Annotated in this window: 19 protein-coding genes; 6 read left to right on the top strand and 13 right to left on the bottom strand. The window is 62.0% G+C overall.

The genetic code is table 11. The features are described from left to right. Nucleotides 1-55: 55 nt before the first annotated feature. Both R3F07_17185 and R3F07_17180 read right to left on the bottom strand, forming a co-directional pair. The gene (locus R3F07_17185; GenBank protein MEZ5278120.1) at nucleotides 56-316 is read right to left on the bottom strand and encodes a DUF2164 domain-containing protein; all 261 of its coding nucleotides are present in this window, start codon (nucleotides 314-316) and stop codon (nucleotides 56-58) included. 10 nt (nucleotides 317-326) lie between these two features. Next, the gene (locus R3F07_17180; GenBank protein ID MEZ5278119.1) at nucleotides 327-1,835 is read right to left on the bottom strand and encodes a carboxypeptidase M32; all 1,509 of its coding nucleotides are present in this window, start codon (nucleotides 1,833-1,835) and stop codon (nucleotides 327-329) included. A gap of 184 nt (nucleotides 1,836-2,019) precedes the next feature. On the opposite strand from R3F07_17180, the gene R3F07_17175 reads away from it, so the two are divergent. Further along, on the top strand, nucleotides 2,020-3,282 hold the full coding sequence (locus R3F07_17175) for a hypothetical protein (GenBank protein MEZ5278118.1): 1,263 nt from the start codon (nucleotides 2,020-2,022) through the stop codon (nucleotides 3,280-3,282). Nucleotides 3,283-3,330: 48 nt separating this feature from the next. Here the strand turns inward: R3F07_17175 and R3F07_17170 are convergent, their stop codons facing one another. From R3F07_17170 to R3F07_17160, 3 genes are read right to left on the bottom strand one after another with little or no spacing between them, the layout of a single operon-like run. Further along, nucleotides 3,331-5,178: a delta-60 repeat domain-containing protein gene (locus R3F07_17170; protein ID MEZ5278117.1), complete on the bottom strand. Its 1,848-nt coding sequence runs from the start codon at nucleotides 5,176-5,178 to the stop codon at nucleotides 3,331-3,333. Continuing rightward, nucleotides 5,064-9,215, bottom strand: a complete 4,152-nt coding sequence (locus R3F07_17165) for a hypothetical protein (GenBank protein ID MEZ5278116.1) — start codon at nucleotides 9,213-9,215, stop codon at nucleotides 5,064-5,066. The genes R3F07_17170 and R3F07_17165 overlap by 115 nt, the downstream gene beginning before the upstream one ends. A 48-nt stretch (nucleotides 9,216-9,263) precedes the next feature. Continuing rightward, entirely contained in the window at nucleotides 9,264-10,394 is a 1,131-nt protein-coding gene (locus tag R3F07_17160) for a hypothetical protein (protein MEZ5278115.1), read from the bottom strand. A 244-nt stretch (nucleotides 10,395-10,638) separates the two neighbouring features. Here R3F07_17160 and R3F07_17155 point away from each other — a divergent pair, with 244 nt between their 5' ends. The 3 genes from R3F07_17155 (at nucleotide 10,639) to malQ (ending at nucleotide 14,928) form a co-directional block, all read left to right on the top strand. Next, nucleotides 10,639-11,553, top strand: coding sequence for a TRAP transporter TatT component family protein (locus tag R3F07_17155; GenBank protein MEZ5278114.1), 915 nt, complete (start codon nucleotides 10,639-10,641; stop codon nucleotides 11,551-11,553). 66 nt (nucleotides 11,554-11,619) lie between these two features. After that, entirely contained in the window at nucleotides 11,620-13,311 is a 1,692-nt protein-coding gene (locus tag R3F07_17150; GenBank protein ID MEZ5278113.1) for a glycosyltransferase family 39 protein, read from the top strand. 48 nt (nucleotides 13,312-13,359) lie between these two features. After that, nucleotides 13,360-14,928 (top strand): 4-alpha-glucanotransferase, encoded by a 1,569-nt coding sequence (gene malQ / locus R3F07_17145; protein ID MEZ5278112.1) that lies wholly within the window; start codon nucleotides 13,360-13,362, stop codon nucleotides 14,926-14,928. Between the two features lie 84 nt (nucleotides 14,929-15,012). On the opposite strand, the gene R3F07_17140 is transcribed toward malQ, so the two are convergent. Genes R3F07_17140 through R3F07_17120 form a run of 5 tightly spaced genes read right to left on the bottom strand, consistent with a single transcriptional unit; the run spans nucleotide 15,013 to nucleotide 19,743 of the window. Beyond that, nucleotides 15,013-15,891: an alpha/beta fold hydrolase gene (locus R3F07_17140; GenBank protein MEZ5278111.1), complete on the bottom strand. Its 879-nt coding sequence runs from the start codon at nucleotides 15,889-15,891 to the stop codon at nucleotides 15,013-15,015. Nucleotides 15,892-15,896: 5 nt separating this feature from the next. Next, the gene (locus R3F07_17135; protein MEZ5278110.1) at nucleotides 15,897-16,925 is read right to left on the bottom strand and encodes a 3-oxoacyl-ACP synthase III; all 1,029 of its coding nucleotides are present in this window, start codon (nucleotides 16,923-16,925) and stop codon (nucleotides 15,897-15,899) included. Next, nucleotides 16,922-17,767 (bottom strand): SDR family oxidoreductase, encoded by an 846-nt coding sequence (locus R3F07_17130; protein ID MEZ5278109.1) that lies wholly within the window; start codon nucleotides 17,765-17,767, stop codon nucleotides 16,922-16,924. The genes R3F07_17135 and R3F07_17130 overlap by 4 nt, the downstream gene beginning before the upstream one ends. Further along, nucleotides 17,764-18,222: a 3-hydroxyacyl-ACP dehydratase FabZ gene (gene fabZ, locus R3F07_17125; GenBank protein ID MEZ5278108.1), complete on the bottom strand. Its 459-nt coding sequence runs from the start codon at nucleotides 18,220-18,222 to the stop codon at nucleotides 17,764-17,766. Before fabZ ends, R3F07_17130 begins: the two co-directional genes overlap by 4 nt. A 51-nt stretch (nucleotides 18,223-18,273) precedes the next feature. Continuing rightward, the gene (locus tag R3F07_17120; GenBank protein MEZ5278107.1) at nucleotides 18,274-19,743 is read right to left on the bottom strand and encodes an FAD-dependent oxidoreductase; all 1,470 of its coding nucleotides are present in this window, start codon (nucleotides 19,741-19,743) and stop codon (nucleotides 18,274-18,276) included. 120 nt (nucleotides 19,744-19,863) lie between these two features. Between R3F07_17120 and R3F07_17115 the strand changes: the two genes are divergently transcribed. Beyond that, nucleotides 19,864-21,357 (top strand): Do family serine endopeptidase, encoded by a 1,494-nt coding sequence (locus tag R3F07_17115; GenBank protein MEZ5278106.1) that lies wholly within the window; start codon nucleotides 19,864-19,866, stop codon nucleotides 21,355-21,357. A 104-nt stretch (nucleotides 21,358-21,461) separates the two neighbouring features. On the opposite strand, the gene R3F07_17110 is transcribed toward R3F07_17115, so the two are convergent. The 3 genes from R3F07_17110 to R3F07_17100 form a co-directional block, all read right to left on the bottom strand. Continuing rightward, the gene (locus R3F07_17110) at nucleotides 21,462-22,880 is read right to left on the bottom strand and encodes an FAD-dependent oxidoreductase (GenBank protein ID MEZ5278105.1); all 1,419 of its coding nucleotides are present in this window, start codon (nucleotides 22,878-22,880) and stop codon (nucleotides 21,462-21,464) included. 227 nt (nucleotides 22,881-23,107) lie between these two features. Beyond that, nucleotides 23,108-23,362, bottom strand: coding sequence for a phosphopantetheine-binding protein (locus R3F07_17105; GenBank protein MEZ5278104.1), 255 nt, complete (start codon nucleotides 23,360-23,362; stop codon nucleotides 23,108-23,110). A gap of 31 nt (nucleotides 23,363-23,393) precedes the next feature. Then, on the bottom strand, nucleotides 23,394-24,629 hold the full coding sequence (locus R3F07_17100; protein MEZ5278103.1) for a beta-ketoacyl-[acyl-carrier-protein] synthase family protein: 1,236 nt from the start codon (nucleotides 24,627-24,629) through the stop codon (nucleotides 23,394-23,396). A 183-nt stretch (nucleotides 24,630-24,812) separates the two neighbouring features. Between R3F07_17100 and galE the strand changes: the two genes are divergently transcribed. Further along, a complete protein-coding gene (gene galE, locus R3F07_17095) occupies nucleotides 24,813-25,814 on the top strand; it encodes a UDP-glucose 4-epimerase GalE (protein MEZ5278102.1) in 1,002 nt (333 codons plus the stop codon). Nucleotides 25,815-25,827: the final 13 nt, after the last annotated feature.

Below are 25,827 nucleotides of genomic sequence, written 5' to 3'. Positions count from 1 at the left end.
GCCATGATGAGACGGTACTTCTCAGCCGTCCAGAACGGTCTCGCACGCTGAGCCCTCAGCGGACGTCCGGATCCTCTTCATGGAACTCCGCATCGAGGTCTTCAAGTTTCAGCAGCATGAAGGCGCGCGCGTCCTGAATGGCCTGATTGTAGACTTGCGGGCCGAGCTTCCTGACAAAGAAAGTCAGCAATTGCTCCGCCCGGAATCCGCTCAGATCCTCGTCGAACTCGTCCCGGTAAAAGGCCACCAACTGGCTCAGGAGCACATCCTTCCGTTCATCGCTCAGCTTGATCCGCATCGGGTCGGCCTGTCTCATCGCCAGAGAATCAGAGCTGATAGATTTCGCCGAACTTCGAGGTCAGGTAGCGAACGAACGGACCGACATCGATCGGACCTCCGACCAGTCGCTGCATGGTTTCCGTCGGGGTGAATTTCCGCCCGTGGCGGTGGAGGTTCTCGCGCAACCACTCCCGCAGGGGTGCGAACTCCCCGGCGGCGAGCTGTGCATGGATATCCGGCATCGACTCGGTGATCTTCTCCCAAATCTGGGAACTGATGATGCTGCCGAGCGCATAGGTCGGAAAATAGCCGAACAAACCAGCCGACCAGTGCACGTCCTGAAGCACGCCGCGAGCATCGTCGGGGACGTCGATACCGAACAGGGACTTGAACCGTTCCCGCCAGACCTCGGCCACGTCCTTCAACGCGATCTTCCCGGCAATGATCTCCCTCTCCATGCCGAAGCGGAGGATGATATGCAGGGCGTAGGTGGCCTCGTCCGCCTCCACCCGGATAAAGGACGCACTGACCCGATTGATGGCCCGATAGAAGGTCTCCATTTCCACCCTGCCCAAGGCGTCCGGCCAGACGGCCTGCAGCTTCGGATAGGCAAACGACCAGAACGGACGGCTGCGGCCGACCAGGTTCTCCCAGAGCCGGCTTTGTGATTCGTGCAGGCCGAGGGAAGTACCGCGGCAGAGCGGCGAACGCTCCAACTCGCGGGCAACCTGATGCTCGTAGAGTCCGTGACCAAACTCATGCATGGTGGCAAAGAGACTCGGACAGAGATAATCCTCGTAAAAGCGGGTGGTGAGGCGGATATCGTCCGGACCTCCGTTGCTGGCGAAGGGGTGCACGGTCGGGTCAAGCCGCCAGGCCTCCCGATTCGCCCCCAGCATCTCAATCAGGCTCCAGGAGAACGCCTTCTGCTTCTCGATCGGGAAATGCCCCCGGAGGACATCGTCGCTGACCTGATCCTCTTTTTCCCGAATTGCGGCGATCAGCGGAACGAGGTCCTTCTTCAGGTTGTTGAAGACCGCCTCGACCTCCGCCCCCTTCATCCCCGGCTCAAAGTCGTCCAGGAGCACATCGTAGGGGTCCTCGCCCTCCTTGATCAGGCAATCGATGTAGCGCCGCTTCAGTCCGATCATCCGCTCGAGATGTGGGAGGAAGAGGCTGAAATCCGACTCCTTGCGGGCCTGGGTCCATCCTTCCTGTGCGATGGCGGCACTGCGCGCCATTTCCGCCTCCAGTTCGACCGGAACCTTGATCGCTTTTTCATGGTCGCGCCGGACGTAGCGGATGAGGCTCGCATCATCCGAATCGTAGGGCAGTTCGGTTTCGAGAGGCGCCACCGCCTCGAGAAGCCTGCCGGTCTCCGGATCCACGAACCGCTCGAAGGCGATCTTCGAGAGCGTCGCCAACTGCTCGGACCGTCCGACGGCCCCCCTCGGCGCCATCATCGTCCGCTGGTCCCACCCGAGGACACCCGACACCTTGTTGAGATCGCTGATCTCGGCCAGCCGCGCTTTGAGCTTTGTCAATGCTTCCATCATCTTGTTGATTGGGGAGATTCCCTGCCGAAGAAGCGGAACGCAATCCGGCGGCACTGCCAAGCTCGAACGCATTGGAGAGGCTGGCGCTTGATGGTCCTCCTCACCTCGCCCATTTTCGAATCGACTCCCTCCCCCGATGCAATCGGCCTCTCCAGGATTTCTTCTGGGCGTAAGCTCGATCGATGTGACTCCACCGATTGGTTCTCATCTGGCCGGTTATGCCGCACGGCTGGAACGATCCACCGGCGTCTACCATCCGCTCTCATGCACGGTGACAGCGATCACGGATCAACGCTGCGCCACCACCTTGATCCTTGTTTCGATCGAATGGCTTGGGTTCTATGACCGCACCGAACGGGTCCGCCGCCTGATCTGCGAGGCCACCGGCGTTCCGACCGGAAACATCCTGCTGTGCGGCACCCACACCCACTGCGGCCCCCCGATGCGCAAAGGGACCGACGAATTCAGGCACGGCGGCGTGGACGATCCGTTTCTTGAGCGGACGTTCGCCCGGATCGCGGATGCGGCCAGGGACGCTGTCGCATCCCCGATTCCCGTTCGCCTGCGATCCACGACGGGATGGTGCGGATTGGCTCATTCGCGGCGACGACCCGACGGCAAAGGCGGCGTTACCTGGCAACCCACCCTCGACGCCCCCCATGATCATTCCGTACCGATTCTCCTGTTCGAGGATGAATCGGGTCAACTCCGTCACCTGCTCTTCGGCTACGCCTGCCACCCCACCGCGGGGGGACCCATCCTGAAAATCGGCGGGGATTATGCAGGTTTCGCCTTGGAAGAGGTCCAGAGATCGCTGGGCTGCACCGCTTCATTCCTTCTGGGCTGCGCCGGTGATCAGAAGCCCTTCCTGCCCGATACGGACATGGCGGGCTTCCCTCCGTATCCGATCGAGGCGATCGCAGCCATGGGACGACGGCTGGCCGCCTCGGTGGACAACGCGGTCCGGCACCATCCGGGGATTCCCGTCGATGGCCCGCTGCAGATCCGCAGCGGACGACTGGAGCTGGTCAACGAGGTGCAGCCGCGCGACGTCTATGAGGCCGCCTACCGATCAACTGAAGAGCACCTGCGCCGCTGGGGGGACCACCACCTGGCCATTCTCGACGCCGGCCGGTCTCCCGACACCGGCCTGGAATTCGAGATCCAGACGGTCCTCTTCGGCGCGGACCTCGCCCTCGTCGCCCTGTCGGGTGAAATGAGCGCCGAATACGGTCTCGAGCTCAACCGGCGTTTCGGAGCACGTTTCGGCCGGGTCTGGCCGGTCGGTTACGCCAATGCCATGGTGGGGTATGTGCCGTCCGCCCGACAGTATTCGGAATGTGGATACGAAGTCATCGACAACATGCAGTACCTGCTGCGACCCGCCCCCCTCGCCCGCGACTCCGAGGGCAGGATTGTCGAGGCCATCGACAAGCTGCTCCGCTGAACCCCATCCGGTTGTAACAGACGGATGGGGCGTCCTGCGCGACGGGCCCTATTTGAGCAGGTAGACCTCGATGATGATCTCTCCGGTGGTTCCGTCGGAACCGGTCGCCTGCGCGGTATAGGTACCGGGGGCGGCCTCGATCAGCACGACGCTGTCCAGACTGCCGGACTCAAGGGCAAAGGCCCCGGTCCGGGCTGCCGCCTCGGCAAAATCGGCCGCCCGATAAGCCGGATAGAGCGCATCAACGGTGAACGGAACGTTCCAATCGTCGTTGCGCGCCACCATCCGGCCGTCTCCGGTGAATACCCGCAGGACCGGGTCGGCGAGGGCTCCCTTGACACCGAAGGCGGTCATCCCCGGACCGACGGCCCGGATGAGGAGATGAGCCGGTTCGTCACCGGCCACGTTGAAACCGCCCGTCGCGACACCCGAACCGGACGCGACCGGTCCCCGCGAGGAAACATTGACCAGTCGCGAGCTCGTCAATCCGGATTCAAGCTCGAGGTCGTAGATCTCGGCCAGGACGACGCCCGGAAGGCCGTTCGAGTCGGAGACCCGGACCGTATAGGAGCCGGCAGGCAGGTCGACCCGAAGAGCCGCATCGGCGTTTTCCGGCAGAAGGTCAAAGGCGCCCACGGTCACCCCGGCAGCCGCGATTGCCGGATTCCCGCTCCAGCCGTCGTTCACGGCCACCGGGCTGCCCCGTTGATCGAGAACTTCAACGCGAGGCGATGGGAGAGGATCGCCGATGCCGAAGCCGGCAAGTCCCGGACCAACCGCGCGGATCAGGACGGGTTTCGATGATGGCCCATCGATTGAGAATCCGGTGATGAAGGAACGGGCAGGCTGGAGGCGCACCCGGGTTGAGAGGTTGGTGAACGTGACATGCGACGATGAATCCGGAGCGATCTGGGTCCAGTCAAAGGTCGCGCCGGCACCGATCGAGCCGTTGCCGCCTGCGTCCGCACCACCACTTGTGTCCGATCCCGGAGATGAACCACCCGTCCCTTCTGAGCCGTCAGAGCCGCCCGACTGGTCGGCGGCATCCGAGGTGTCCGGGGACTGGCCCAGGTCGACCGGACCCGACGGGGTATTTCCATAGAACTGGGCAACCGAGCGGACAGTTCCACTCGAGCTGCCTCCGTTGGTCGGTACAATTCCCTCCGCCCGGATGAAATAGCCGGCAGCGGCTGGAAGGGCCTCCGTCAGATTGACCGTCCAGGTCTTCTGCCCGGAGATCCGGGTGCCGAACCCAACGGAAACCCATTCGTTTCCATCAGTGGACGTGGCAAAGAAAGCCCCGGTGATTTCGGGAACGGCACCGTCGCGGGTCCAGCTGATCGAGGTGCGACTGCCATCAACCGCAAGCTTGTCGCTCAGGGACGAAGTGGCGCCAAGCCGGGCGGTAAGGAACCGGGCCTGACCCCCGACCAGGGTGAAACCACCGCCGAGGAAGGGACGCCCGTTGCTGAGCAGGACGACCGAACGGACTGCGCTGTCGGTATCGGCACGAAACGCCGCATCAAGCAGACCGGCGGCCGTCAGCCGGGCCAAGCCGGCCCGCGAGCCGCCGCCGATTGAAGTAAAGGCCCCTCCGATCAACATTGATCCGTCCGGCTGCAGGGCGATCGAATGAACCGGGCCATTCGGAGCCGGGTTGAAAGAGGCATCGACGGTACCGTCCGAGAGAACCCGGGCCAGGTAGGGTCGCGCGATCCCTCCGATCTGAGTGAAGGAACCGGCGACGATGATTCCACCACCGGACTGGACGGCGAGGGCCGTCACCGTCTCATTGGCATCGACCTGGAATCCCGTATCCAGAGTCCCGGCAGGATTGAGTCGAGCGAGTCGAACCCTCGCACTTCCTCCGATCGAGGTGAAGGCGCCACCCACCACGATTTGCCGTCTGCCTGAAGCGCAGCGGCCGAAACGGTGCCATTCGCGCCCGGATTGAAACCGGATTCGAGCGCACCGTCGGGATCGAATCGGGCGATCCGGTTGCGCGTCTGTCCGGCGATCGAGGTGAATTCGCCGATCACGACCGTCCTGCCGTCGGGCTGCAGGATGAAGCCATCGACGGGTCGGTCGGGATTGGGGCTGAACAGGGTGTCCGGGGTGCCATCCGAATTGACCCGGGCCAGATTGCTGACCGCCACTCCATTTACCGCGCTGAAGGCTCCTCCAAGGAGGATCCCCGCTCCCTGCTGCAGGGTGGAGAAGAGTCCGCCGATCGCTATGGTTCCATCCTGACGCACCTTGATCGTGCTCACGTTTGAGTCCGCATTGGGATTGAAGGCACTGTCCGGGGTCCCGTCCGGATTCAGTCGGGCGATCCGATTCCGCCGGATGGAGAAGTCCGACTGATTGGGCCGGAACGAAGTGAAGACTCCGCCAACAAGGATCTTCCCGTCGGACTGGAGACGGACAACACTGACCGAGGCGTTGGGATTGGGGTCGTATTCTGTGTCGAGCGTTCCATCCGAGTTGAACCGGGCCAAGGCGTTCCGGGTGACCGCCTCTGTCGCGCCGGCTGGAAGGATCCCGACGAAACTGCCGCCGATCACGAATTTCCCGTCACCCTGAACGGCAATCGAAAAGACCGGTCCTCCGACCTGTGGATTGAGAGTCGCATCGACCTCGCCGGCCGCCGTCACCCGGGCGAGCCGCAATCGGGCGACAGCGGTTCCCCCGTTCGGGGCCAGGGAGGAGAAATCGCCCCCCATGAGGATCTGTCCGTCCGACTGCACGGCGAGGGCGACAACCCGGTCGTTGGGGGCCGGATTGAACACGGCATCGACCGTTCCGTCGGTGTTCAGCCGGGCCAGGCGGCTCCGGGTCGTCGAAGTGGCCGCACCATTGGGCTGCAGGGTGGTGAACGTGCCGCCGATGAGGATCTTGCCGTCGGGCTGCAGGGCGATGGCATAGACGACGTTGCCGGCATTCGGATCAAATGTCGCGTCGAGTTCGCCGTTGGTGTCGATGCGGGCGATCCGGTTGCGCGCGGAACCGTTGATCAGACTGAAGGAACCACCCACAAGCAGCTTCCCGTCGGACTGAAGGGCCAGCGCCAGGACCGGCCCGTTGAGGATCGGCTTGAAGCTCGAGTCAACCGATCCATCCAGATTGAACCTCACCAGATAGGGCCCGATCTGGCCGTTTCCGTCGGTGAAGCTACCTCCGGCGATCAGCTTGCCATCGGCCTGCTCCACCAGCGCGAGCACCTGGCCGGAGAGTTCACCTCCATCGGCTGGATTGTCCTGATCCGCCACGGTGCCGTTGGCTTTGAGCAGGGCGAAGAGACGTCGGTTGACAATATCGGATTCCCGATTCGGGCGCGACAGCAGGGCGCGGACGGGGCCGTTGACCTGGGAAGCGAAGGAACGATCGATGCTGCCATCGGAAAAGAGCCGTGCCGCATTGAGATTCGAGCCGCCGCCCAGATTGGCGAAGGTGCCGCCCACCAGCAGGGTGCCATCGTTCTGCGGAGCAATGGCCACCACTTCGCTGCCGGCGGCGTTGTCCGCCCGTATCGAGAATGTGAAGTCGAGATTTCCGTCGGACTTGAGTCGTCCGAGGCGTCCGGTCGTTGTCCCGGCCTGACCGGTGAAGGCGACCAATCCACTGAAAGTACCGCCGATGAGGACATCTCCATTGCTCTCCTGGAGAAAACTCCGGACCACATCGTCCGCGGCGACACTCAGGCTCGCGTCAACCGTGCCGTCTGCATTGAGCCGGACAAAACGATCGCGATAGACCGGTGTCTCCGCGCCATTGGGATTGAGCCAGGTGAAGCGACCGCCAAGAAGAACCCGCTCCCCGCCGGTTTCCGCGATGGCCTCGACAGATCCATTCGGACGGGGATCAAAGCCTTCATCGAGCGTTCCGTCTGCCATGACCCGGGCGACGTAGGCACGGGGGATGAGTACCTCGCTCCCGGCGGGAAGCAGCCCGGTGAATTGTCCGCCAATGAGAATCCGCCCATCGGCCTGGACCGTGATGATGGATACCGTGCTGTTCGGCCCCGGACGAAAAGTGTCATCGAAGGCCCCGTCAGACTTGAACCGGACCAGATTGACTCCGGGAAGACTGCCTTCTTGGCCCTGTGGGAGAATGAAGGTGAAGGAACCACCGACCAGCAATGCTCCGTCGGACTGAAGGGCCAGACTTTCGACGTCGCCACCCAACCCCGGAGAGAAATCCGGATCGACGGTCCCGTCGGCATTGAGCCGCGCGAGGTAGGCTCGGGGAACCGCGGTCTCGCTGAGATTCGGGTTCAGGCTGGTGAAGGCACCGCCGATGTAAATCTTTCCGTCTGAAGCGAGCGCGACGGCATGGACCGGAGCGTTGGCGCTTGGTTGAAAGGCGGTGTCCAGAGAGCCATCGGCATTGAGCCGCGCCGCACCCTGACGGCCGACATCGTTGACCTGGTTGAACTCGCCCACGATGACGATCTTGCCGTCATTCTGGACGACGGCACCCCGAACCACGCCGTTCGTAGACGCCGTGAAGGTATTGCTGACCAGACCATTCGCGCCGAGCTTGACCATGTTCAGGCGGTTCAGGCCGCCGGCGCTTGAGAAATCGCCCGCGGCAAGAATACTGTTGTCGGGCAATCTGGCCAGGACCGAGTAGGATCCTCCCCCGTCAAGGGTGGAGGCGGCATCCAGTGATCCGTCCGGGTAGATGCGGGCGGCCCGGTTCCGGTTGATCGCGCTCGTCGAAGAGGCCGGACGGAATCGGGTGAACGCACCGCCGACCACGATGGAACCATCCGGACCCACGGCGACGGCACTGATCCGGAAATTCGGCCCGGCATTGAAGGTGGAATCCAGTGATCCGCCCGGATTGATCCGGGCGAGGTAGCGCTGCGAAATGGGATTGGACGCGCCGGGCGGCAGAAAGCCCGTGAATCCGCCGGCAAGGAGGATCCGGCCATCGGCCTGGATGGCGATGCCGTTGACGCTCGCGTTGGCGTTCGGGCGGAAGTCTCCATCAATCGAACCGTCTTTCATGATCCGGGCCACAAAGAGCCGGTCAATCGCCGTCTGGGAACCACCCTGAAGCAGCGAATGGAATTCACCGCCGATCAGGAGGGAACCGTCCGCCTCAAAGGTCAGGGCGAGCACCCGATTGTCGGCCTTGATGGTGAACGAGCTGTCGATTGCCCCTGAAGCATCAAGTCGCGCTATTCGGCTGACCCCGGTTGCCGCCGAGGCCCCGGGTTGCATCTGGGTGAACCCTCCACCCACGATCAATCGTCCGGCGGAATCCGCCGCAAGGGAATAGACGATATTGTTCGGATTCGGATCGAACCCGGTGTCCAGGCTGCCGTTGGCATTGACCCGGGCGAGGTAATTGCGGGTGACCGTCTCTCCCGCCCCGCCCGGCTGAATCTGGTTGAAACGTCCTCCGAAGGCGACCTTGCCGTCGGCCTGGACAGCGAGGGCCATGACTTCGGGGTTGCGATCACCGACCAGATTGGGATTAAAGCCCGAATCGAGCGTGCCATTGGCATTGAGGCGGAGGAGCCCGTTGCGCACAACCGGCGATCCGGTTCGGTTCGGATCCGCCGTGGTGAAACGACCACCAACGAGGATACGTCCATCGGGCTGAAGAGCCAGGACGTTGACCGCCCCGTTCAGATTGGGATCAAAACTCTCATCCAGAGAGCCGTCCGGACGATACCGGACCAGATTGTGACGTCCGACCGCGGATGCGCCCCCCGGCCGCACTGACGTGAATGCACCACCCAGAATGATACCGCCGTCGGACTGAATGAGGACGGCCTGGACGGTGCCGTCGAGATTGGGGTTGAATCCATCGCTGTTGACCTGGGCCTGGACCTGAATGGATCCGAAGACTCCCGCCAGGATCAGGCAGAGGCCCCATCGATTGAAGTGACCCCGAGCGGAATGTGAAATTGAAGCGAGCATGATGCGTGTCAGAGAAAGAAAGTGAAAGGAATGGGAGGCCGTCCGGAATCAGAAGTGCGACGAGATGCCGAGGCGGAAGCCGACGTTGGTGTCAAAACGAACATCCGCGGTACGTCCACCCGCGGACAACTGGAGTTCGGTCGACGAATTCTCATAGGTCACTCCAACAAAGAACGAGGTGACGTCGGTGATCCAGAATTCCGCGTCGAGATAACCGTAATAGCCGATCCCGGTGTAGGTCTCGCGATCTCCGTCCACTTTGGCGGTTACGGTCCGGGAATCCGAGATCGTTCCCTGTTCCTCGTAACTGAGAGTCGCGCCCAGAACCGTGCCGGATACGCCGGCACTGGCGCGGAATGACAGCCGGTCAAAGGGCCGCCAGCGAATCCAGGGCCCGAGCCGGAGGGTGAAGTAGGTGCCGTCGACTTCCCAGTATCCATCGATGTTCGCACCCTCCGGAATGCTGGAAGTCGACCGGCTCAACGGCCGATTTTCCAGCAGGACCGTGCCGTCGACCTGGACAACCGAGACCGAGCCATCTGCATTGGTGATCGTGATGGTCTGGGATGAGGGTGATTGAAAAGGCGCCTCTGGCAGGGTGGCTCCGAGAAGGGAATAGACATCCGAAGTCGCATTGAGAGTCGCCGTGATGCTTTCACTCAGGCGGATATTCACGTCATTGAGCCCGAGGCCGAAACTGATGCCCCAATTGACAGGTCCGGCCTTTCCGAATCCTCCGACCCCGTAATCGCCCAGGCGAAGGGCGAACTCCATATCCATGCCGACGGAACCTTCGGAAGGACCTTCAGCCGTCTGTCCTTCTCCGTAGGTCGAGTAATCGTTGAAGATGACGGCCGAACCGCCGTCCACCGATTGTTCGGCCGTCCGGTAGCCCCAGCGATTTGTCCGGCCATCATCGGGAATCTTGTCCCCATCGTCGGTAAGCCGTTGATCCGTCAGGACATAACCGTCTGAATAATAACGGTCCATGACCGTTGTGGTCTCCCCCAGATCATTTCCGGAGGGAATCGTCCCGACATTATTGATCGTTGCCGTCGCCTGTCCGGCAAACCGGGCGCTGAGAAAGATCTGAAGATTGCTGCGGTCGGTCTGAGCGACCAACAGGGAAGGCACGCTGACCAGGATGAGCAGCGCTGAGGAGAGGAGCTTGGATCGCATCAAGTGTGTCGGTTAACGGAAAAGAGATCGGGGTTCTAGCCAGCGGCCGGAGAAAGTCTAACCGTTTCTTGAGCTGCCCCGAGGGCTCGGAGTTGAAAGGCCCGCCCCGGACTGGTCAACCCGCAAGGCAAAGTCCTCGGCAATACGAGATTGTCAGTCATGGGTTATCCAGCATCGTAATCACTTCGTTTCGGCGGGGTGGTTTCACCGCGGGCCCGCCATCTGAGACGATCCACGACCTGATATGTTCCACAACACGCGTTTCTTCAGTATCCTCCTTGTGCCGGCTTTCCTGACGGGTTGTTCGATCAACCGGATTGCGGTCAACTCGATCGGCAGCAGCCTCGCCAACAGCAGCGGGAGTGTCTTTGCCAGCGACAATGACCCACAACTCATCCGCGACGCCCTCCCCTTCAGCCTGAAGCTGATGGAAACGCTGCTGGCGGAAAGTCCCGAAAACAGCGATCTGCTCCTCGCCACCTGCAGCGGATTCACTCAGTACGCCTACGCCTTTGTCGAGCAGGAAGCCCGGGAACTCGAGGACGATGACTATCGGGCTTCGGAAGAAGGCATGCAGCGGGCAAGAAAACTTTACATCCGCGCCCGAGACTACGGCCTGAGGGGGCTCGATGTCACCAATCCGGGCTTCCAGGAAGCACTACGGGCCGATCCCGCCGCCGCGGTCGCCACCACCACCAAGGCCGATGTTCCGCTCCTCTACTGGACCGCTTCGGCCTGGGGTGCCCTCATCAGTCTCTCGATCGACGAGCCCGCAACCATTGCCGAAATCGGATTGATGGAGTCACTGATCTACCGCGCCTACGCCCTGGAGCCCGATTACGATTACGGGGCCATTCACGGGTTCCTCATCACCTACGAGATGTCGAAGAGCGGGGGTGACCCTCCGCCGGAGAAACTGGCGCGGGAACACTTCAACCGGGCCGTCGCCCTGACCCGTGGGCAGAGCGCCAGTCCCTACCTCTCCCTGGCCGAGGCCGTCTCAGTGCCAAACCAGGACCGCGCCGAGTTTGAAGACCTTCTCCGTCAGGCTCTGGCCATCGATCCGGACATCCGGATGGAGTGGCGCCTCATCAATACGATCATGCAGGAGCGCGCCCGCTGGCTGCTCGCACGCATCGATCGGATCTTCCTCGACTGACGACAGCCCGGCCTCAATCCCCGCGTCGTCCGGGGTTGGGCACACTACCGGCAGCAAGCGCAACAGATGGAATACGAAAATATCAAGCCCGCCCGGGTATCCTCCTGGGGTCGCGACCTCTTTCTCCTCCTCGCCGGCCTCGGGGTTCTCTTCGGGTTTCGCCTCGGGAGCTACCCTTTGGCCAACCCGGACGAGGGCCGTTATGCCGAGGTCCCGAGGGAGATGATCGCCAATCACGATTTCACCATTCCGCGCCTGAACGGGGTCATCTACTTCGAGAAGCCGCCCCTGCTCTACTGGCTCAACGCCGTTTCCCTGCGTTACCTCGGATCCAGCGAATGGTTTCTCCGGATGTGGCCCGCCCTCTTCGCCCTCGGCGGCTGCCTGATGACCTACGTCGCCGGACGACGGCTCTTCGGCCGGTCGGCCGGACTGGCGGGTTCCATCGTCCTGGCCACCTCGCTTCTCTATTACGGATTGAGTCGTATCCTTATTTTGGATATGGCGGTCAGCTCGCTCATGACCGTTACCCTGCTGGCCTTCATTGTCGGCGTGCATGAGCCGCCCGGCCGGACCCGGCGGAGCTGGTTCCTTCTGCTCTACGCCGCGGCCGCCCTGGCCACCCTGACCAAGGGACTGATCGGTTTTGTCCTTCCCGGTGCGGTCATCTTTCTCTGGCTGCTGCTCGCCCATCAGTGGCACCGCCTCCGCCCCTTCCACCTTCTCCCGGGGACCCTGCTGTTTCTGGCCATCGCCCTGCCTTGGCACGTCCTCGCCGAACGCGCCAACGAGGATTTCTTCCAGTTCTATATCATCCGCTCGCATTTCCAGCGTTTCACATCGGAGGTCCATGGTCACCAACAGCCCTTCTGGTTCTTCATTCCGATTGCCCTCGCCGGACTCTTTCCCTGGGTCTGTTTCCTCTGGCCGGCCCTGAAGAGGAAGCTCGTCGATCCCGGCAGCCGGGTCCTGACCCGCCCCGCCTATGTCTTCATGCTGGTCTGGGCCGGATTCGTGCTCTTTTTCTTTTCGATTTCGGGATCCAAGCTGCCGACCTACATCCTTCCGATCTTCCCCCCCCTTGCGCTCCTGATCGGAGTCTTTCTCTCAGGCGCCTGGGAGCAGCGCTCGTTTTCAGCCGTCCGGATCGGCCTCGGGGTCTATCTCGCCGTGAGCGTCCTCGTCCTGGTCGGCGCCGTCGTCGCTCTTCTTCACCGACCCGAGGATGTCCAGCAGGCGGCCCGGGGGCCGGCGATCGCAGCCGGGGCCGTCACGGTCGCCGCCAGCCTCGGCGTCCTCGTCTGCCTCTGGCGGGAGCAGGTCCGAATGGCCCTGCGCATCATCCTGTCTGGCGCAGTCGGCTTTTACTTCAGCCTGACCTACATCATTCCCGAAGTGCAGCGGCCATCGACGAAACCATTGGCCGAGATCTTCGCCCGGGACTATCCCGAGGGAACGCAGGTCTTCACCTACGGAGATTCCTTCTACGATTTCAACTTCTACGGGCGCACGCTTACCGGCGTGGTGGACTCCCTGGGCGAGCTCAAATTCGGGACCGAAGCGGAGGATCACAGCGATCGCTTTGTCGACGATGCCACTTTTCGCCGGATCTGGTCGGGACCGGACCTCGTGGTCTGCCTCGCACGGAACCGGTCCTATGACCGGCTGTTCGGGGAAGAATCATTTCGTTATCATGTCGTCGCCGAATCGGGCGAATACATCCTCATCGACAACCGTCCTTTCTCGGACCCTTCCTGATGGCGCAGGCCGGTCTGCTCTGGCGCGGCCACTCCATCACGTTCATTCATGAAACCACTCTTTGACTGGCTCAAGACCCGCTCAACCGGCGTCCTCCTTCACCCCACCGCCTTTCCCGGTGACCACGGAATCGGCACAATGGGCCGGGAAGCCCGCGTTTTTCTCGACTTCCTCGAAGAAGCCAGGATCCGCTACTGGCAGATCTGCCCCCTTGGCCCCACGGGCTACGGCGATTCGCCCTATCAGTCATTTTCCGCCTTTGCCGGAAATCCCTATCTGATTGATCTGCCGGAATTGATCGAAGCCGGCCTTCTCTCCGACGATGAACTCGGGCCCCTCAGGACCCTTCCCGCCGGCTCGGTCGATTACGGCGGCATCTATCAGATCAAGCGCCCCATCCTGCGCCAGGCCTTCGAAGCGTGGCGGCGGGGACGGGTCTCCACGCTTCCCTACGGCAGCTTTGAGCAGTTCAAGATCGAACACGAGGAGTGGCTGGAACCCTTTGCCTTCTTCCAGGCCCTCAAAGACCATTTTCAGGGGCAATCCTTCCTGCAATGGCCGAAGTCCTGTGCCACCTTCAAGAGCGCACTGAAGTCGCGATTGCGCAAGGACCGGGAGGTGGAGATCGAATCCCACCGGTTCTATCAGTACCTCTTCTTTGGACAGTGGAAAGCCCTGCGCGCCCATGCCAATCGCCGGGGCGTGGAAATCATCGGGGACATGCCGATCTTCGTGGCGCCGGACTCCGCCGATCTCTGGGCCCACCCCGATCTCTTCCGACTCGATCCCAGGCGCCGGGTCCTGACTTCCCTGGCCGGATGCCCGCCGGATTACTTCGCCGCCGAAGGCCAACTCTGGGGAAATCCTCTCTATGACTGGGAAGCGATGAAGGCTGATGACTATGCGTGGTGGCGGTCCCGCCTGGCCTCGAACTTCGCCCTGTTCGACGTGATCCGACTCGATCATTTCCGCGGTTTTGACACCTATTGGTCGATACCTGAAGGCGCCACCAATGCCATCAAAGGCGAATGGCTGGAGGGGCCGGGCATCGGTTTCTTTGAATCCATCCACCGGCACTTTCCCCATTCCCGGATCATTGCCGAGGACCTCGGCGAACTGGCCCCGACCGTCATCGAGTTGCGGGAAAAGACCGGTCTTCCGGGCATGGCCATTCTCCAGTTCGCCTTCGGAGGCGAGGCCGACAATTTCTACCTCCCGCACAATCTGAAGTCCAACATGGTCCTCTATCCCGGCACCCATGACAATGATACCACGCACGGGTGGTACAATCACGCGTCGGACAAAGCCCGCGACCACGTCCGCCGTTACCTCCGCATCGACGGGAGCCAGGTGGCCTGGGATTTCATCCGGACGGCCTATCAGTCCGTCTGCAACCTCGCCGTCCTGCCCCTTCAGGATCTGTTGAGCCTGGGGTCCGATGCCCGCTTCAATACCCCGGGCCAGCCCGCCGGAAACTGGGCGTGGCGTTATCACGCGGATCAACTGCGCCAATTGCAGGCTGAAAGCGCCGTCTATCTGCAGGAATTGGGCGAACTCTACGGCCGGAAGACCAAGCCGCCGAAACGGAACGGGATGCCCGTGTCCGAGGGCTTCTGAAAAGCGCACCCTCTGTCACGGCCCCCCCGGAGGTCTCGAAAGTCGGGCCCCGGCCGCTTCGGCCGCGGCAGGGCCCATCCCCTCTCAACCGGCCGTCAGGAAGTTGCGGATGGCCGGAATGACCTCCTCCCCGGCGTCCTCCAGCAGATAGTGCCCGGCATCCGCGACCAGCCGCGTCCTCACGCCCGGCAGACGGATCTGCCATTCCTCGAGGAAATCCCGGTTGAAACAGAAGTCGGCTCCACCCCAGGCGAGGAGGACCCGGTCGGGATCAAGATGGATCAGGCTTTTCTCAATCCGGACCAGGGCCGGGTGACTCGGATGGCCTTCCCGGTCGGGGATGTCGGCGACAAACGCGCTCACCGCCACTCTGTCGTGCCAGTTCTGATACGGGAAGAGGAAGCCGGCCCGAACGTCCGGCGGAAGGCGCCGCCGCCTGACCGCCATGAAGGCGGCCGGACCGGCAAATCCGTTGCAGGACCGGACGAGGAATCCGCCGAAGAGGGGCGCGCGGCAGAGACGGATCCGCAGGGGAACCCGCCGACTCCGGAAGGCCGCCGTATTCATGATTACACTACGTTCGGGAACGATGCCCATCGCGGCACAGGCCCCGAGCCCGATCGGCCCTCCCCAGTCGTGAACCACCAGGCTGAACCGGGTGATCCCGAGGTGTCCGAGCAGTCCGGCCAGGTTGTCCAGGTGCGCCTCCAACCGGTAGGTTCCGGTGGCGGGCTTGTCGGAGAGACCGCAGCCCAGGTGGTCGATGGCAATGCAGCGGTGGTCGGTCCGCAGCTCGCGGATCAGGTCCCGGTAGAGGAAGGACCAGGTGGGATTGCCATGGACCATGACGACGACCGGTCCCGTCCCTTCGTCCAGGTAGTGGATCCGGCCTTCTCGCACCTCGTGGAAGTTCGATGCGAACGGATAGAGGGCGCGGACGGCGGGAGGAAGTGTCGTATCCATCCGTCCTACCACCTGATGGCGAGCATCAGGCAATTGATTCCGCTGCCGATCCCGAGAAGCGCCACCCGGTCGCCGGGTTTGATCGCCCCGGCCTCGACCGCCCTGTTCAGGGTGACCGGAAGCGCCGCCGATCCGGTATTGCCGAGGACCTCGAAGGTTGAAAAATCGCGATCCGGATCCAGAGCGAGCGTCTCGTAGAGGCGGCGGCGGTGCACGCTGCCGACCTGGTGGCAGATGATCCGGTCGGGGGTCGATTCGGTCCATCCCGTCTCGGCCTTGAATGCTTCCCAGGTCTGCCTGGCCGCAGTCACGCCCGCTTCGAGCAGAGCTTCCGATTCGGTCTGCATGGCCAGCCCATGACCGGCCGCATCGCCGAGGCAGAGGCCGCTGTGCTCGGAGGCCGCCCGGCAGATCCCGCCTTCAACCTGCGGAGCGTCCGGCGCCAGGTCCCGGTGGCAGAGAATGGCGGCGCAGCCGGCGGATCCGATGGTCAGATTGGCGAAATAGGGCTTGATTCCGTTGCGGGTGAGCGGCTTGGCGAGCAATTCGCCCAGCGTCTGCTCGATCAGGGGCCTTCCGTTCTCCCCCACCACGATCATTCCGCAGCGGATCTGGCCGCTCTCAATCATCGATCCGAGCAGGACAATGGCGTTGAGAAATCCGAGGCAGGCATTGGACAGGTCGAAAACCTGGCATTCCGGCGATAGCCCCAGGGCTCGATGAACAAAAGCGGCTGTGGCTGGTTCGAGCATGTCCCGGCAGACCGCGGCATGAACCAGCACCTCGATCTTCTCCCTCGGGATCCGGGAACGGGCCAGCGCTTTTTCGGCGGCTTCGGCACTGGCGGCCGATGGGCGGTGATCCGCCGGCCAGAATCGGCGTTCCCGGATTCCGGTCATCAGTTCAAGCCTCCCGAAGGGCAGCTTCAATCGTTCATAGAGGGGTCGAAGCCTCTCCTCGATCTGATCCGAAGTCAGCACTTCCGGCGGCTCGGCCGCCGCGATCGATTCAATGACCAGATTGGAGAATCTCATGACTCCGGCGGTCGATTGCCTGCCACCCGGGCCGCGTCGACCTCCGGTCGCATGGCCAGCTGCACGATCTCGCGATCAAACGGATTCAGACCCATCCCGGCATCGACGACAATTCCCGTGCCATTGAGCCCGCTTGACCGTTCGCTCAGAAGAAAGGCAACCACGTTGGCCACCTCCTGTGTCTCAAGGGAACGTTTCCGCAGCGTCATTTTCTCGGCAAACAGATAACTCTCCAGGTAGCCGGGAATGCCCGCTGAGGCGCTCGTCTTGAGCAGGGAGGGATTGACCGTGTTGAAACGGACCTCGCTGTCCGCGCTGAACGACTTCGCCAGATAACGGACGACTCCTTCCAGCGATGCCTTGATCGGCGACATGTATCCATAATTCTCCGCCGTCACGGAAAGCGAGGAGATGCCGATCGCCACAACCGAGGCCTTCCGGGACAGAAGGGGTTTGAAGGCCCGGGCGACTTCGACCAGGGAGAAAGAGGAGATGCCGGTGGCCTGCAGATAGTCCTCGCGCCTGGTCTCGTGAAACGGCTTGAAGCCCTCGGCGTAATTCGCGAAAGCGATCGAATGAACGATGCCGTCGATCTTTTCATGGTCACGGGACACTTCCCGGGCCAAGGCTTCAATCTGGTCGGGAAACTCGACGTCGCAGACGTAAACCGATCGGCCGTCGAGCAGTTTCGCGGTCGATTCGCGCCGCGCCTGCGAGCGGACGCTGTGGATGACCCGTGCGCCCGCCTCCTCCAGGGTGGCCGCGATCCGCCAGGCCACGCTCTTGCGGTTGGCCACGCCCATGACCAGGATGGTCCGGCCCTCGAGTCCGAGAAAACTCATGCCGGGGACGAATTTCCGGACGGGCCCGATTCCGCCTCCATGGCCACCCCGAAATCAATCGAGAGAACCCGGCGGCCCTCACAGGTGACCGCTCCGTGCATGAAGAAGAACTTGCTCATCCGTTCCTTCAGGTGGACCTTGATGGTCAGCGTATCCCCGGGGCGGATGAGCTGACGGAACCGCGCATCGGTGATCCGGGCGAGGACCGGGACGGCGTTCTCGGGGACAATCGACGTATCGAGGGTGCGCACCAGGTGGATGGCAGCGGCCTGGAAGACCGACTCCGCGATCAGCACGCCGGGCATGATCGGATTTCCCGGGTAGTGGCCTTCGAAATACGCTTCGTCCGCCCGAACCCGCCGGATCGCAGTCAGGCTTTCCGGAGTCGATTCGACGATCTCGTCGACAAAGAGGAAAGGCGGTCGGTGAGGGATGTACTTTCTGACGTCTTCCACGAGCGGGATGGGGTTTGCAGCGTTTTGCACGGTGGGCCGGCGGCCAAGGCCTTACCGGACGGTCGACAGACTGGTGGTCTCCCGGTCCCGGTTTCGCTCCCGGAGTCCGGTGACATAGCTGTCGACCTTGTTGGAGGTGATCACACCGTAATTCATCGATCCCAGCCAGCCCGACATGATGATGCCCACGGAGCCGGCATGGTAGAGTCCGGGCAGCTGGTTCGGCAGATCCATTGAGCAGGCAAGACCCTCGAACTTTGTTCCGAAGGAGGTCTGGTGGCGGGTGTAGTGCTCAATCGTCCGGGGGGTGGCCGCTTCGACATGGTCGATCTTGGAACGGATATCGGGAATGAAGCGCTCGAGGGAGACCAGGCTCTCCTCGATCATGCGGGCCTTGGCCTTCTCGTATTCCTGGTGGCTGAGCGCATTCCATTCCTCGAACCGGCCATTGAGCGACGCCACGATGGTGAAGCGGCCCTTGCCGGGCCGGATGTCGGGGTAATAAACCGAGAAGGTTCGGCTGCGGGTGTGGAAATCCACCAGTTCCTCGCTTGAGAATTTCTCGGAATCCGAAGTGAAAATCAGGTCCCCGATCGGTTCAAAGGTCTCTCCGGGTTTCAGGCCAAAGTAGACCTGGCAGGAACTGGAGTTGAGCCGGACCTTCTCCACGGACTCGACGTAGGCCGGATCGAAGTTCTCGCGCCCAGCGAGGTTGAGCACGGTACCCCGGAGACCGGAATTGGACATCACGGCACGGCAGGTGATCGTGCGCCCATTGACCACCACGCCATTGACCCGGCGGACTCCCTCCCCGTCCGTCCCGACCAGGATCTTTTCGACCAATGCGCAGCGGCGCAGGTCGACTCCGTTTTTCTTCAACTCGGCCACCATCTTCGTAATCAGGACGTCCGTTCCGCCCCGGAAGGTGTAGACCCCCTTGCTCATGAAATTGGAGAAGACGATGCCGTAGGTGATGGCCGGATCGTCCAGGGTGGACCCGTTGGCGTAGGTGATCGGCTCCATCAGGAGGCGAACCACATCGTCCCGACCGGGGAAAAACTCTTCGAAAAGATCCCGGGTTGTCCGGGGATCATTATCATAGAAGTTCATCCCACGCAGATGGGTGAAAAAGGCCTCGACCGTCTCTGCCGGAATCCCGAAGCGTTCGATCAGCAGGCGGGTGAAATCCTGACGGTCAAAGGTCGTCTCAATCTCAAACTGGGGATTGACGAAGCGGATGCCCTTGAGCTGGACGATTGAATCGGCAATCTCCTGCGTCCAGTATTTGCGGCACGACTTGATCATCCCGATCGGGAATCCATGGAGAGAGATGTCGAAGATATGGCCGCCCGGCCGCCGGAACCAGGTCGCAAGTCCGCCAAACTGGTAATGGTGCTCGAGCAGGAGAACCGAATGGCCGCACTTGGCGAGGGAATTGGCCGAGGTCAGGCCCGCCAGTCCACTGCCCACGACGATCACGTCGTAGTCATCCCGCACACCCTTGAGCCAGTCTTTCGCCATTTCGGGTGAACTAAAGGAGCCCCCCGACAAATGACAAGGGCAGAAGGTCACTTTGGCACCTGCACCCCCACTTCCCCTCTTGCAGTCGACCGCCGGACCAAAGAACCTGTGCCTCCAGAGATGAAAACACTCCACCGAAAAACCGATTGCCGACTGACCCGCCTCCTTCTCCCGGTCTGGTTCATTATCTCGGGACCCGTCGCCTGCGCCCAGGATGCGACACCCGAACCGCCGGGCGAATTCGCGGTGACCATCGACCACGCGCCAATCGAGCGCAAGGATTCTCCGCGGGTTTCCAGCTACTCCGACGTCCTCAAACGGGCCACCCCGGCGGTCATTTCCGTGCACACCGCCCGCGTCGTCCGCATTGTTCGGGGCGGCAGCAATCTCTCCCCGCAGGAACAGTTGCTCCGGCGCTTTTTCGGCTTGCCGGTGCCCCAGAATGAAGCCCCCACCGTAGAGGAGCGCCTTGTTCCCCAGGGAATCGGCTCGGGCGTCGTGGTGACCGCCGACGGCTACATCGTCACGAACAATCATGTGGTCAACGATGAACGCGGAAACCCGGCTGACGAGATACTCGTGCAACTCACTGATGGGAGGGAACTTCCGGCACGGGTCGTGGGGCGGGATGCCCGCACCGATATCGCCGTTCTCAAGGTGGAGGCCACCGATCTCCCAACCGTCTCCATCTCCGACAGCGAAACGATCGAGGTGGGCGACATTGTTTTCGCCATCGGCAACCCTCTCGGGGTCGGACTGACCGTGACCCAGGGGATCGTTTCGGCCACCCGGCGCAAGATCGGCATCTATGGTGAGGAAGGGTTCGAGAGTTTCATTCAGACCGATGCCTCGATCAACCCCGGCAATTCCGGCGGAGCACTGATTGACGCCGAAGGTCGCCTCATCGGGGTCAATTCGGTGATCCTGTCCCGCTCCGGTGGCAGCATCGGGATCGGCTTTGCCATCCCGAGCAATCTGGTCGTCACCATCATGACCCACCTGGTCGCGAACGGAGAGGTCCGCCGCGGGATGCTCGGCATCAGCTTCAATGACCTCTCACCCGATCTGGCCGAGGCCTTCGGGTTGACCTCGCTCGAAGGCGTCCTCATCGAGAGAGTCGAACCCGGCAGTCCCGCCGACAAGGCCGGCCTGCGCCACGGGGACATCGTCATCAAGGCGGGTGGACGCACCATGCCCAATGCCAACGAGTTCCGTCTTCTGCTCGGGCAGACCCTGCCGGGAACATCCATCGAATTCGAAATCCTGCGCGACGGAGAACCCGTCACCCTTTCCGCCGTGGTGGCCGATCTTGAATCCGCGGCCACCCTCCAGGGCGGCGGCATCCTGCTTGACGGGGTGGAAGTGGCCCCGCTGACCCGGGAGATCCGCGACGCCTACAAGATTCCGGCCCAACTTGACGGAATTGCGGTCACTTCGGTGTCCGAAGATTCAGGGCTCGGCCAGTACCTCCGCGAAGGAATGGTCCTGATTGAAATCAACGATCGGGTGGTCACCAATCTGACGGAGGCCAAGCAGGCTCTCAGGCGCGGCGCCAACAAGCTCTACATCTACGACCGCGGCCGCACCGGCTATTTCGCGGTGAGGATTCCGTAGGCCCGACCCATGCAGGCCCGAACCCCGGGACGCAATTCGCTTCATTTGAGAAAAACGCAGGGCTGTTTCCCGGGAGTCGCTTTTGCCTGCGGACTTCCAACGCATCACTCAGCACCTGCTCCACTACTGAGCACATGCAGGTTGGCCATTGATATTCCGCTGAGCAGGGCGCCGACGATGCCCAGGAATCCCTGATCGGTTCCGCAAAGAAAGAGGTTCGACCAGGGGGTGCGCCCGTCCCGCAGCTTGTCCGGTGATCCGTAGACCGCGCCGTTGATATGGCCGGTGAAGCGGCGGATGGTTCGCGGTGTGAACATGTCCGTCGCGATGGTCACCCCGGAGAGATCCCGGTCCGGGGCGAGCAGAAAGCCCCGCGCACTGCGCTGGACCCGGTCAAACCACTCCGTCTTGGCGGCCCGGTAGGCGTCTTCCGGAAGCGCCATCCATCCCTGGGGATTGGCGAGCGAGGTGACCCGGAAGATCCCCTCCTCCGGAACCCGATCGCCGTAGCGGAAATTGTTCGGGAAGCAGATGACACCGCTGCGCGGATCCACCAGATCCTCCGGGGCGGCATAGTGGAAGCGCTCGCCCTGATTGAAAAACACGACCGTGTCCTCACCCCAACCGAGGTTTTCCGTCGGTTCCCGGTAAATGCTCATCGTTTCGACGAAACTGAGTCGACCCGGAACGCCTTTCAGCGTCATGGTCGGGGCTTCCCCAAGCAGGGCCCGCGTCTCGGGCAATCCGATCGATGAAATCACCTGTCTGGCCTCGATCTCTTCGCCGCTGTCGAGAATGAGACGCTGAACCCGCCCCCCCGAGGTCACCAGCCGCCGCACGCCGCACTTCATGCGACGATGTCCGCCGGCCCGCCGATAGCGATCCAGGAGGATTCGAATCACCAGGCGCACCCCCTCAAAAGGCCGGCAGAATCCTTCCAGGTAGATTGACTTGGCCATGGTCACAAACTGGGTCCAGTCCATGTCGTGCTCCGAAGCACTGCCGTAGAACATCAGCGGGCAGAGCAGCATATCGATCAGGAGTGGGTCCCCCAGAAAGCCACTGATGGTCTCCCTCGCGGACGCTTCCTTCGCTCCGAGATCGGTGTCGTCATGAGACCGGATAGCCTCGACCAAGCGTCGGTAGCCGTCGATCTCCGCGGGAAATCGATCGGCCACTTCCGATTCCAGAAGGGAAGGATCGTTGTCAAAGCAGAGCTCCACGCCCGAGAAGGAAACCCGTGACCGCCGCTGCTCGGCCAGATCCAGTTCCTCACGACCGATCCGCAGCTGTCGGAGCAGCTTGCCGAGAGCCGTCCCCCTGACCCCGGGCCGGACGAAATTGGTCATGGCATGGAGGCCGACGTCAAAGCGACGCCCGTCGATACTGTAGAAACTGTTCAGTCCCCCTGGCGCATTATGGCGCTCGAAAATGCACACGTTCCGCCCGAAATGGGCAAGACGGATGCCCGCCGCCAGTCCGGACATCCCGCATCCGATGATTACGACGTCATATTTCTCCATCGGTCAGGTGAGGATGAAAGGGATAGCCGTTAGCACAAGGCACATCAGTCCGAATTCAGGCCCGGATCCCGCCTGCAGGGGGGCATGCCATCAACCTGTAGGAGAGGCTTTATGCCTCGATTTGAATCGCAACTCCCGGCCCGGCGATCCAATCGAGGCATAAAGCCTCTCCTACAGACCATGGAGTTGCTGCCGACACAGCGGCGGGTGTTCGCTGAATGAGCCTCTCAGACCAGGGCGTCGAACTTTGGGGTGAGGTATTCGGCGCAGCTGTCGAGGGAGGCCAATTGGATATAGTCGGCTTCAGGCACCTCAATCTGGTAGCGCTTCCGCAGTTCCATCACGATATCGAGGAAATCCATTGAATCGAGCTCAAGCTGGTCCCGGAGACGCACATCAGGCTTGATGTCGCTCAATTCCTCATCGGGAGCAATGTCCGCGATGATCTCGAGAACAATCTTTTTGCATTCGTCTTTGGTCATACAGTCGTCGGTCTGGTCTGGCTTGAAGCTCTTAGTCGTTGAATCGTCTGACAATCACAGCGGAGTTTATTCCGAGCATACCAAAGGAGTTATTCAGAATAGCGTCAACCCGTTTTGGCTCTTTGGGTTCGCCCACCACCAGATTGGGCAGGGCACATTCAGGATCGAGGTTTTCAAGGTTGATCGTCGGGTGCACCAGGCCGTCGGCAAACGACGCCAGGTTACCGGCCAGTTCGAGGGCGCCGGCCGCGCCCATGGTGTGTCCGATGAAACTCTTCGTATTGTTGATCCAGGTGTCCGGGCAATCCTGGAAAACAGTCCGGATGGCCTCGCATTCGCGGATGTCCCCCTGCGGAGTCGCGGTGGCGTGGGTGCTGATGATGCCGATTTCACCCGGTTCCATCCGACTCCGCTTCAGGGCAGCCTGCATGCACTGCGCCTGGCGCTCGGCGTTGGGCAGGACGTAATCGCTGGCGTCGGAATTCACGTGATAGCCGACCAGTTCCGCGATGATGGGCGCTCCCCGGCGTCGCGCGTCTTCCAATCGTTCCAGGACATAGAGGCAGCCGCCCTCGCTCACCACGATCCCGTTGCGATTCAGGTCGAATGGCCGGCTGGCCCGGGTGGGATCCTCATCCATGGCCAGTGCTCCCTGGCTCTTGAAACCGGCAAAAATCCCGAAAGTATGAATGCTCTCGGAGACCCCACCGCCCAAAGCGACGTCGACTTCGTGCAATTGGAGCATCTGAGCCGCCTGGACAATCCCGCAATTGCCCGCCGCGCAGGCCGCCCCGATCGTGTAGGCCGGGCCCGTGATCTGGAAATTCAGGGAGATCTCGCCCGCCGGATTGTTGGCCACCGTCCGGGGATTGTGGTGATGCGACCAGTACCGGGTATCATAATCAAACTGGGAGATATTGTGGATCTCGTTTTCCGTCTCGACGTTTCCGTGCTCGGTCGTGCCGACGTAGATGCCGATCCGGGACCGATCCAGGGTATCCACATCCAATCCGCTGCTCGCGATGGCCTCACGGGCGCAATAAATCGCGATGCTGCCCGCCCTGGTCCCGACCCGGACTTCCTTCTTCCTCTGGTATTTCAGCGGATCAAAATGGCAGACCCCGGCCGGAACCCGACCCATGTGGCGGGTCTCCATCCACTCCACCCCGGATTTTCCAGTGAGCAGATTGCGTCGGAATTCGGGCAGCGTGTCGCCATTGGGCGAGGTCAGCCCCAGACCAGTGATAACGATTCTGCTCAATTCCATGACTCGGTGAGAATTCTCAATTCCAGCTACAGCAGGTATGCAAAGCCGCAACCTTTTTGCCCGACCTTCCCCCGGGTCAACTCAATAGCGCCGTTTCCCCTCAGATCCGCGCCCCGGACAGCCCGGTGATTCGCAGCGAGTTCGGGCTAGCCAAGCGCCGAAGCAGCGATCTATGATCCAGTTATGAACGTTCTTGTCGTTGGAGGGGCCGGATACATCGGCAGCCATTGCGTCCGCCAGCTCATTGCCGCCGGGCACCGGCCGGTGGTGCTCGACAACCTTGTTTTCGGGCATCGGGGCGCGCTGCCTCCGGAGGTATCACTTTTTCCGAGCGATCTCGGGGATGAGGGCGCGGTCGGCGCAATTCTTCAGTCCGAGGAAATCGATCTTGTCATGCATTTTGCCGCCTATGCCTACGTCGGTGAGTCCGTGACCGATCCCCTCAAGTACTATTTCAACAATTCCGTCGCCACCCTCCACCTGCTCCGGGCCATGCTCGCGAACAACGTGAGGCGTTTCGTTTTCTCATCGACCTGCGCCACCTTCGGCATTCCGGAATCGCTTCCGATCACCGAAGGCCTCCCCCAGCACCCGATCAACCCCTACGGACAGACCAAGCTCGACGTCGAGAACGCCCTGAAAAACATCGCCCGGGCCGAGGGGCTGAGCTTCGCCGCCTTCCGCTACTTCAATGCGGCCGGTGCGGCCGAAGACGGTTCCATCGGCGAGGATCACGATCCCGAGACCCATCTCATCCCATTGGCCATCGATGCCGCACTCGGGCGACGACCCGACCTGACCATCTTCGGCCAGGATTACCCCACCCCGGACGGCACCTGCCTGCGCGACTACGTGCATGTGGATGACCTCAGCCGGGCCCATATCGCCGTCTTCGACCGGCTTGAGACGCCCGGGACCGGTCTCTTTTACAATCTGGGGACGGGCCGCCCGAACTCAGTGCGTGAGATCATCAACGCCGTCGAGAAGGTCAGTGGACTCAGGGTGCCGATCAAGGAGGGTCCCCGCCGCGAGGGCGATCCCCCGTCACTCTACGCCGACTCGACCAAGGCCAGGACCGAATTGGGGTGGAAAGTGAAATTCGATACGATCGAATCCATTGTTGAGACCGCCTGGCGCTGGCACAGCCAGCACCCGAACGGATTTGCCGAAACGCAGAATCGATGATTCAGGGATGAGC

It is taken from the genome of Opitutaceae bacterium (genome assembly GCA_041395105.1).
Taxonomy (GTDB): Bacteria; Verrucomicrobiota; Verrucomicrobiia; order Opitutales; family Opitutaceae; genus B12-G4.
The sequence above is the reverse complement of the archived record's forward strand: the minus strand, read 5'-3'. Positions and strand labels throughout refer to the sequence as shown.

Bases quoted from the DNA above. Each gene is read 5' to 3' on its own strand.
- R3F07_17185 (MEZ5278120.1), bottom strand. From the start codon at position 316: ATGAGACAGGCCGACCCGATGCGGATCAAGCTGAGCGATGAACGGAAG.
- R3F07_17180 (MEZ5278119.1), bottom strand. From the start codon at position 1,835: ATGATGGAAGCATTGACAAAGCTCAAAGCGCGGCTGGCCGAGATCAGC.
- R3F07_17165 (MEZ5278116.1), bottom strand. From the start codon at position 9,215: ATGCTCGCTTCAATTTCACATTCCGCTCGGGGTCACTTCAATCGATGG.
- R3F07_17160 (MEZ5278115.1), bottom strand. From the start codon at position 10,394: ATGCGATCCAAGCTCCTCTCCTCAGCGCTGCTCATCCTGGTCAGCGTG.
- R3F07_17155 (MEZ5278114.1), top strand. From the start codon at position 10,639: ATGTTCCACAACACGCGTTTCTTCAGTATCCTCCTTGTGCCGGCTTTC.
- R3F07_17150 (MEZ5278113.1), top strand. From the start codon at position 11,620: ATGGAATACGAAAATATCAAGCCCGCCCGGGTATCCTCCTGGGGTCGC.
- malQ (MEZ5278112.1), top strand. From the start codon at position 13,360: ATGAAACCACTCTTTGACTGGCTCAAGACCCGCTCAACCGGCGTCCTC.
- R3F07_17140 (MEZ5278111.1), bottom strand. From the start codon at position 15,891: ATGGATACGACACTTCCTCCCGCCGTCCGCGCCCTCTATCCGTTCGCA.
- R3F07_17135 (MEZ5278110.1), bottom strand. From the start codon at position 16,925: ATGAGATTCTCCAATCTGGTCATTGAATCGATCGCGGCGGCCGAGCCG.
- R3F07_17130 (MEZ5278109.1), bottom strand. From the start codon at position 17,767: ATGAGTTTTCTCGGACTCGAGGGCCGGACCATCCTGGTCATGGGCGTG.
- R3F07_17120 (MEZ5278107.1), bottom strand. From the start codon at position 19,743: ATGGCGAAAGACTGGCTCAAGGGTGTGCGGGATGACTACGACGTGATC.
- R3F07_17115 (MEZ5278106.1), top strand. From the start codon at position 19,864: ATGAAAACACTCCACCGAAAAACCGATTGCCGACTGACCCGCCTCCTT.
- R3F07_17110 (MEZ5278105.1), bottom strand. From the start codon at position 22,880: ATGGAGAAATATGACGTCGTAATCATCGGATGCGGGATGTCCGGACTG.
- R3F07_17105 (MEZ5278104.1), bottom strand. From the start codon at position 23,362: ATGACCAAAGACGAATGCAAAAAGATTGTTCTCGAGATCATCGCGGAC.
- R3F07_17100 (MEZ5278103.1), bottom strand. From the start codon at position 24,629: ATGGAATTGAGCAGAATCGTTATCACTGGTCTGGGGCTGACCTCGCCC.
- galE (MEZ5278102.1), top strand. From the start codon at position 24,813: ATGAACGTTCTTGTCGTTGGAGGGGCCGGATACATCGGCAGCCATTGC.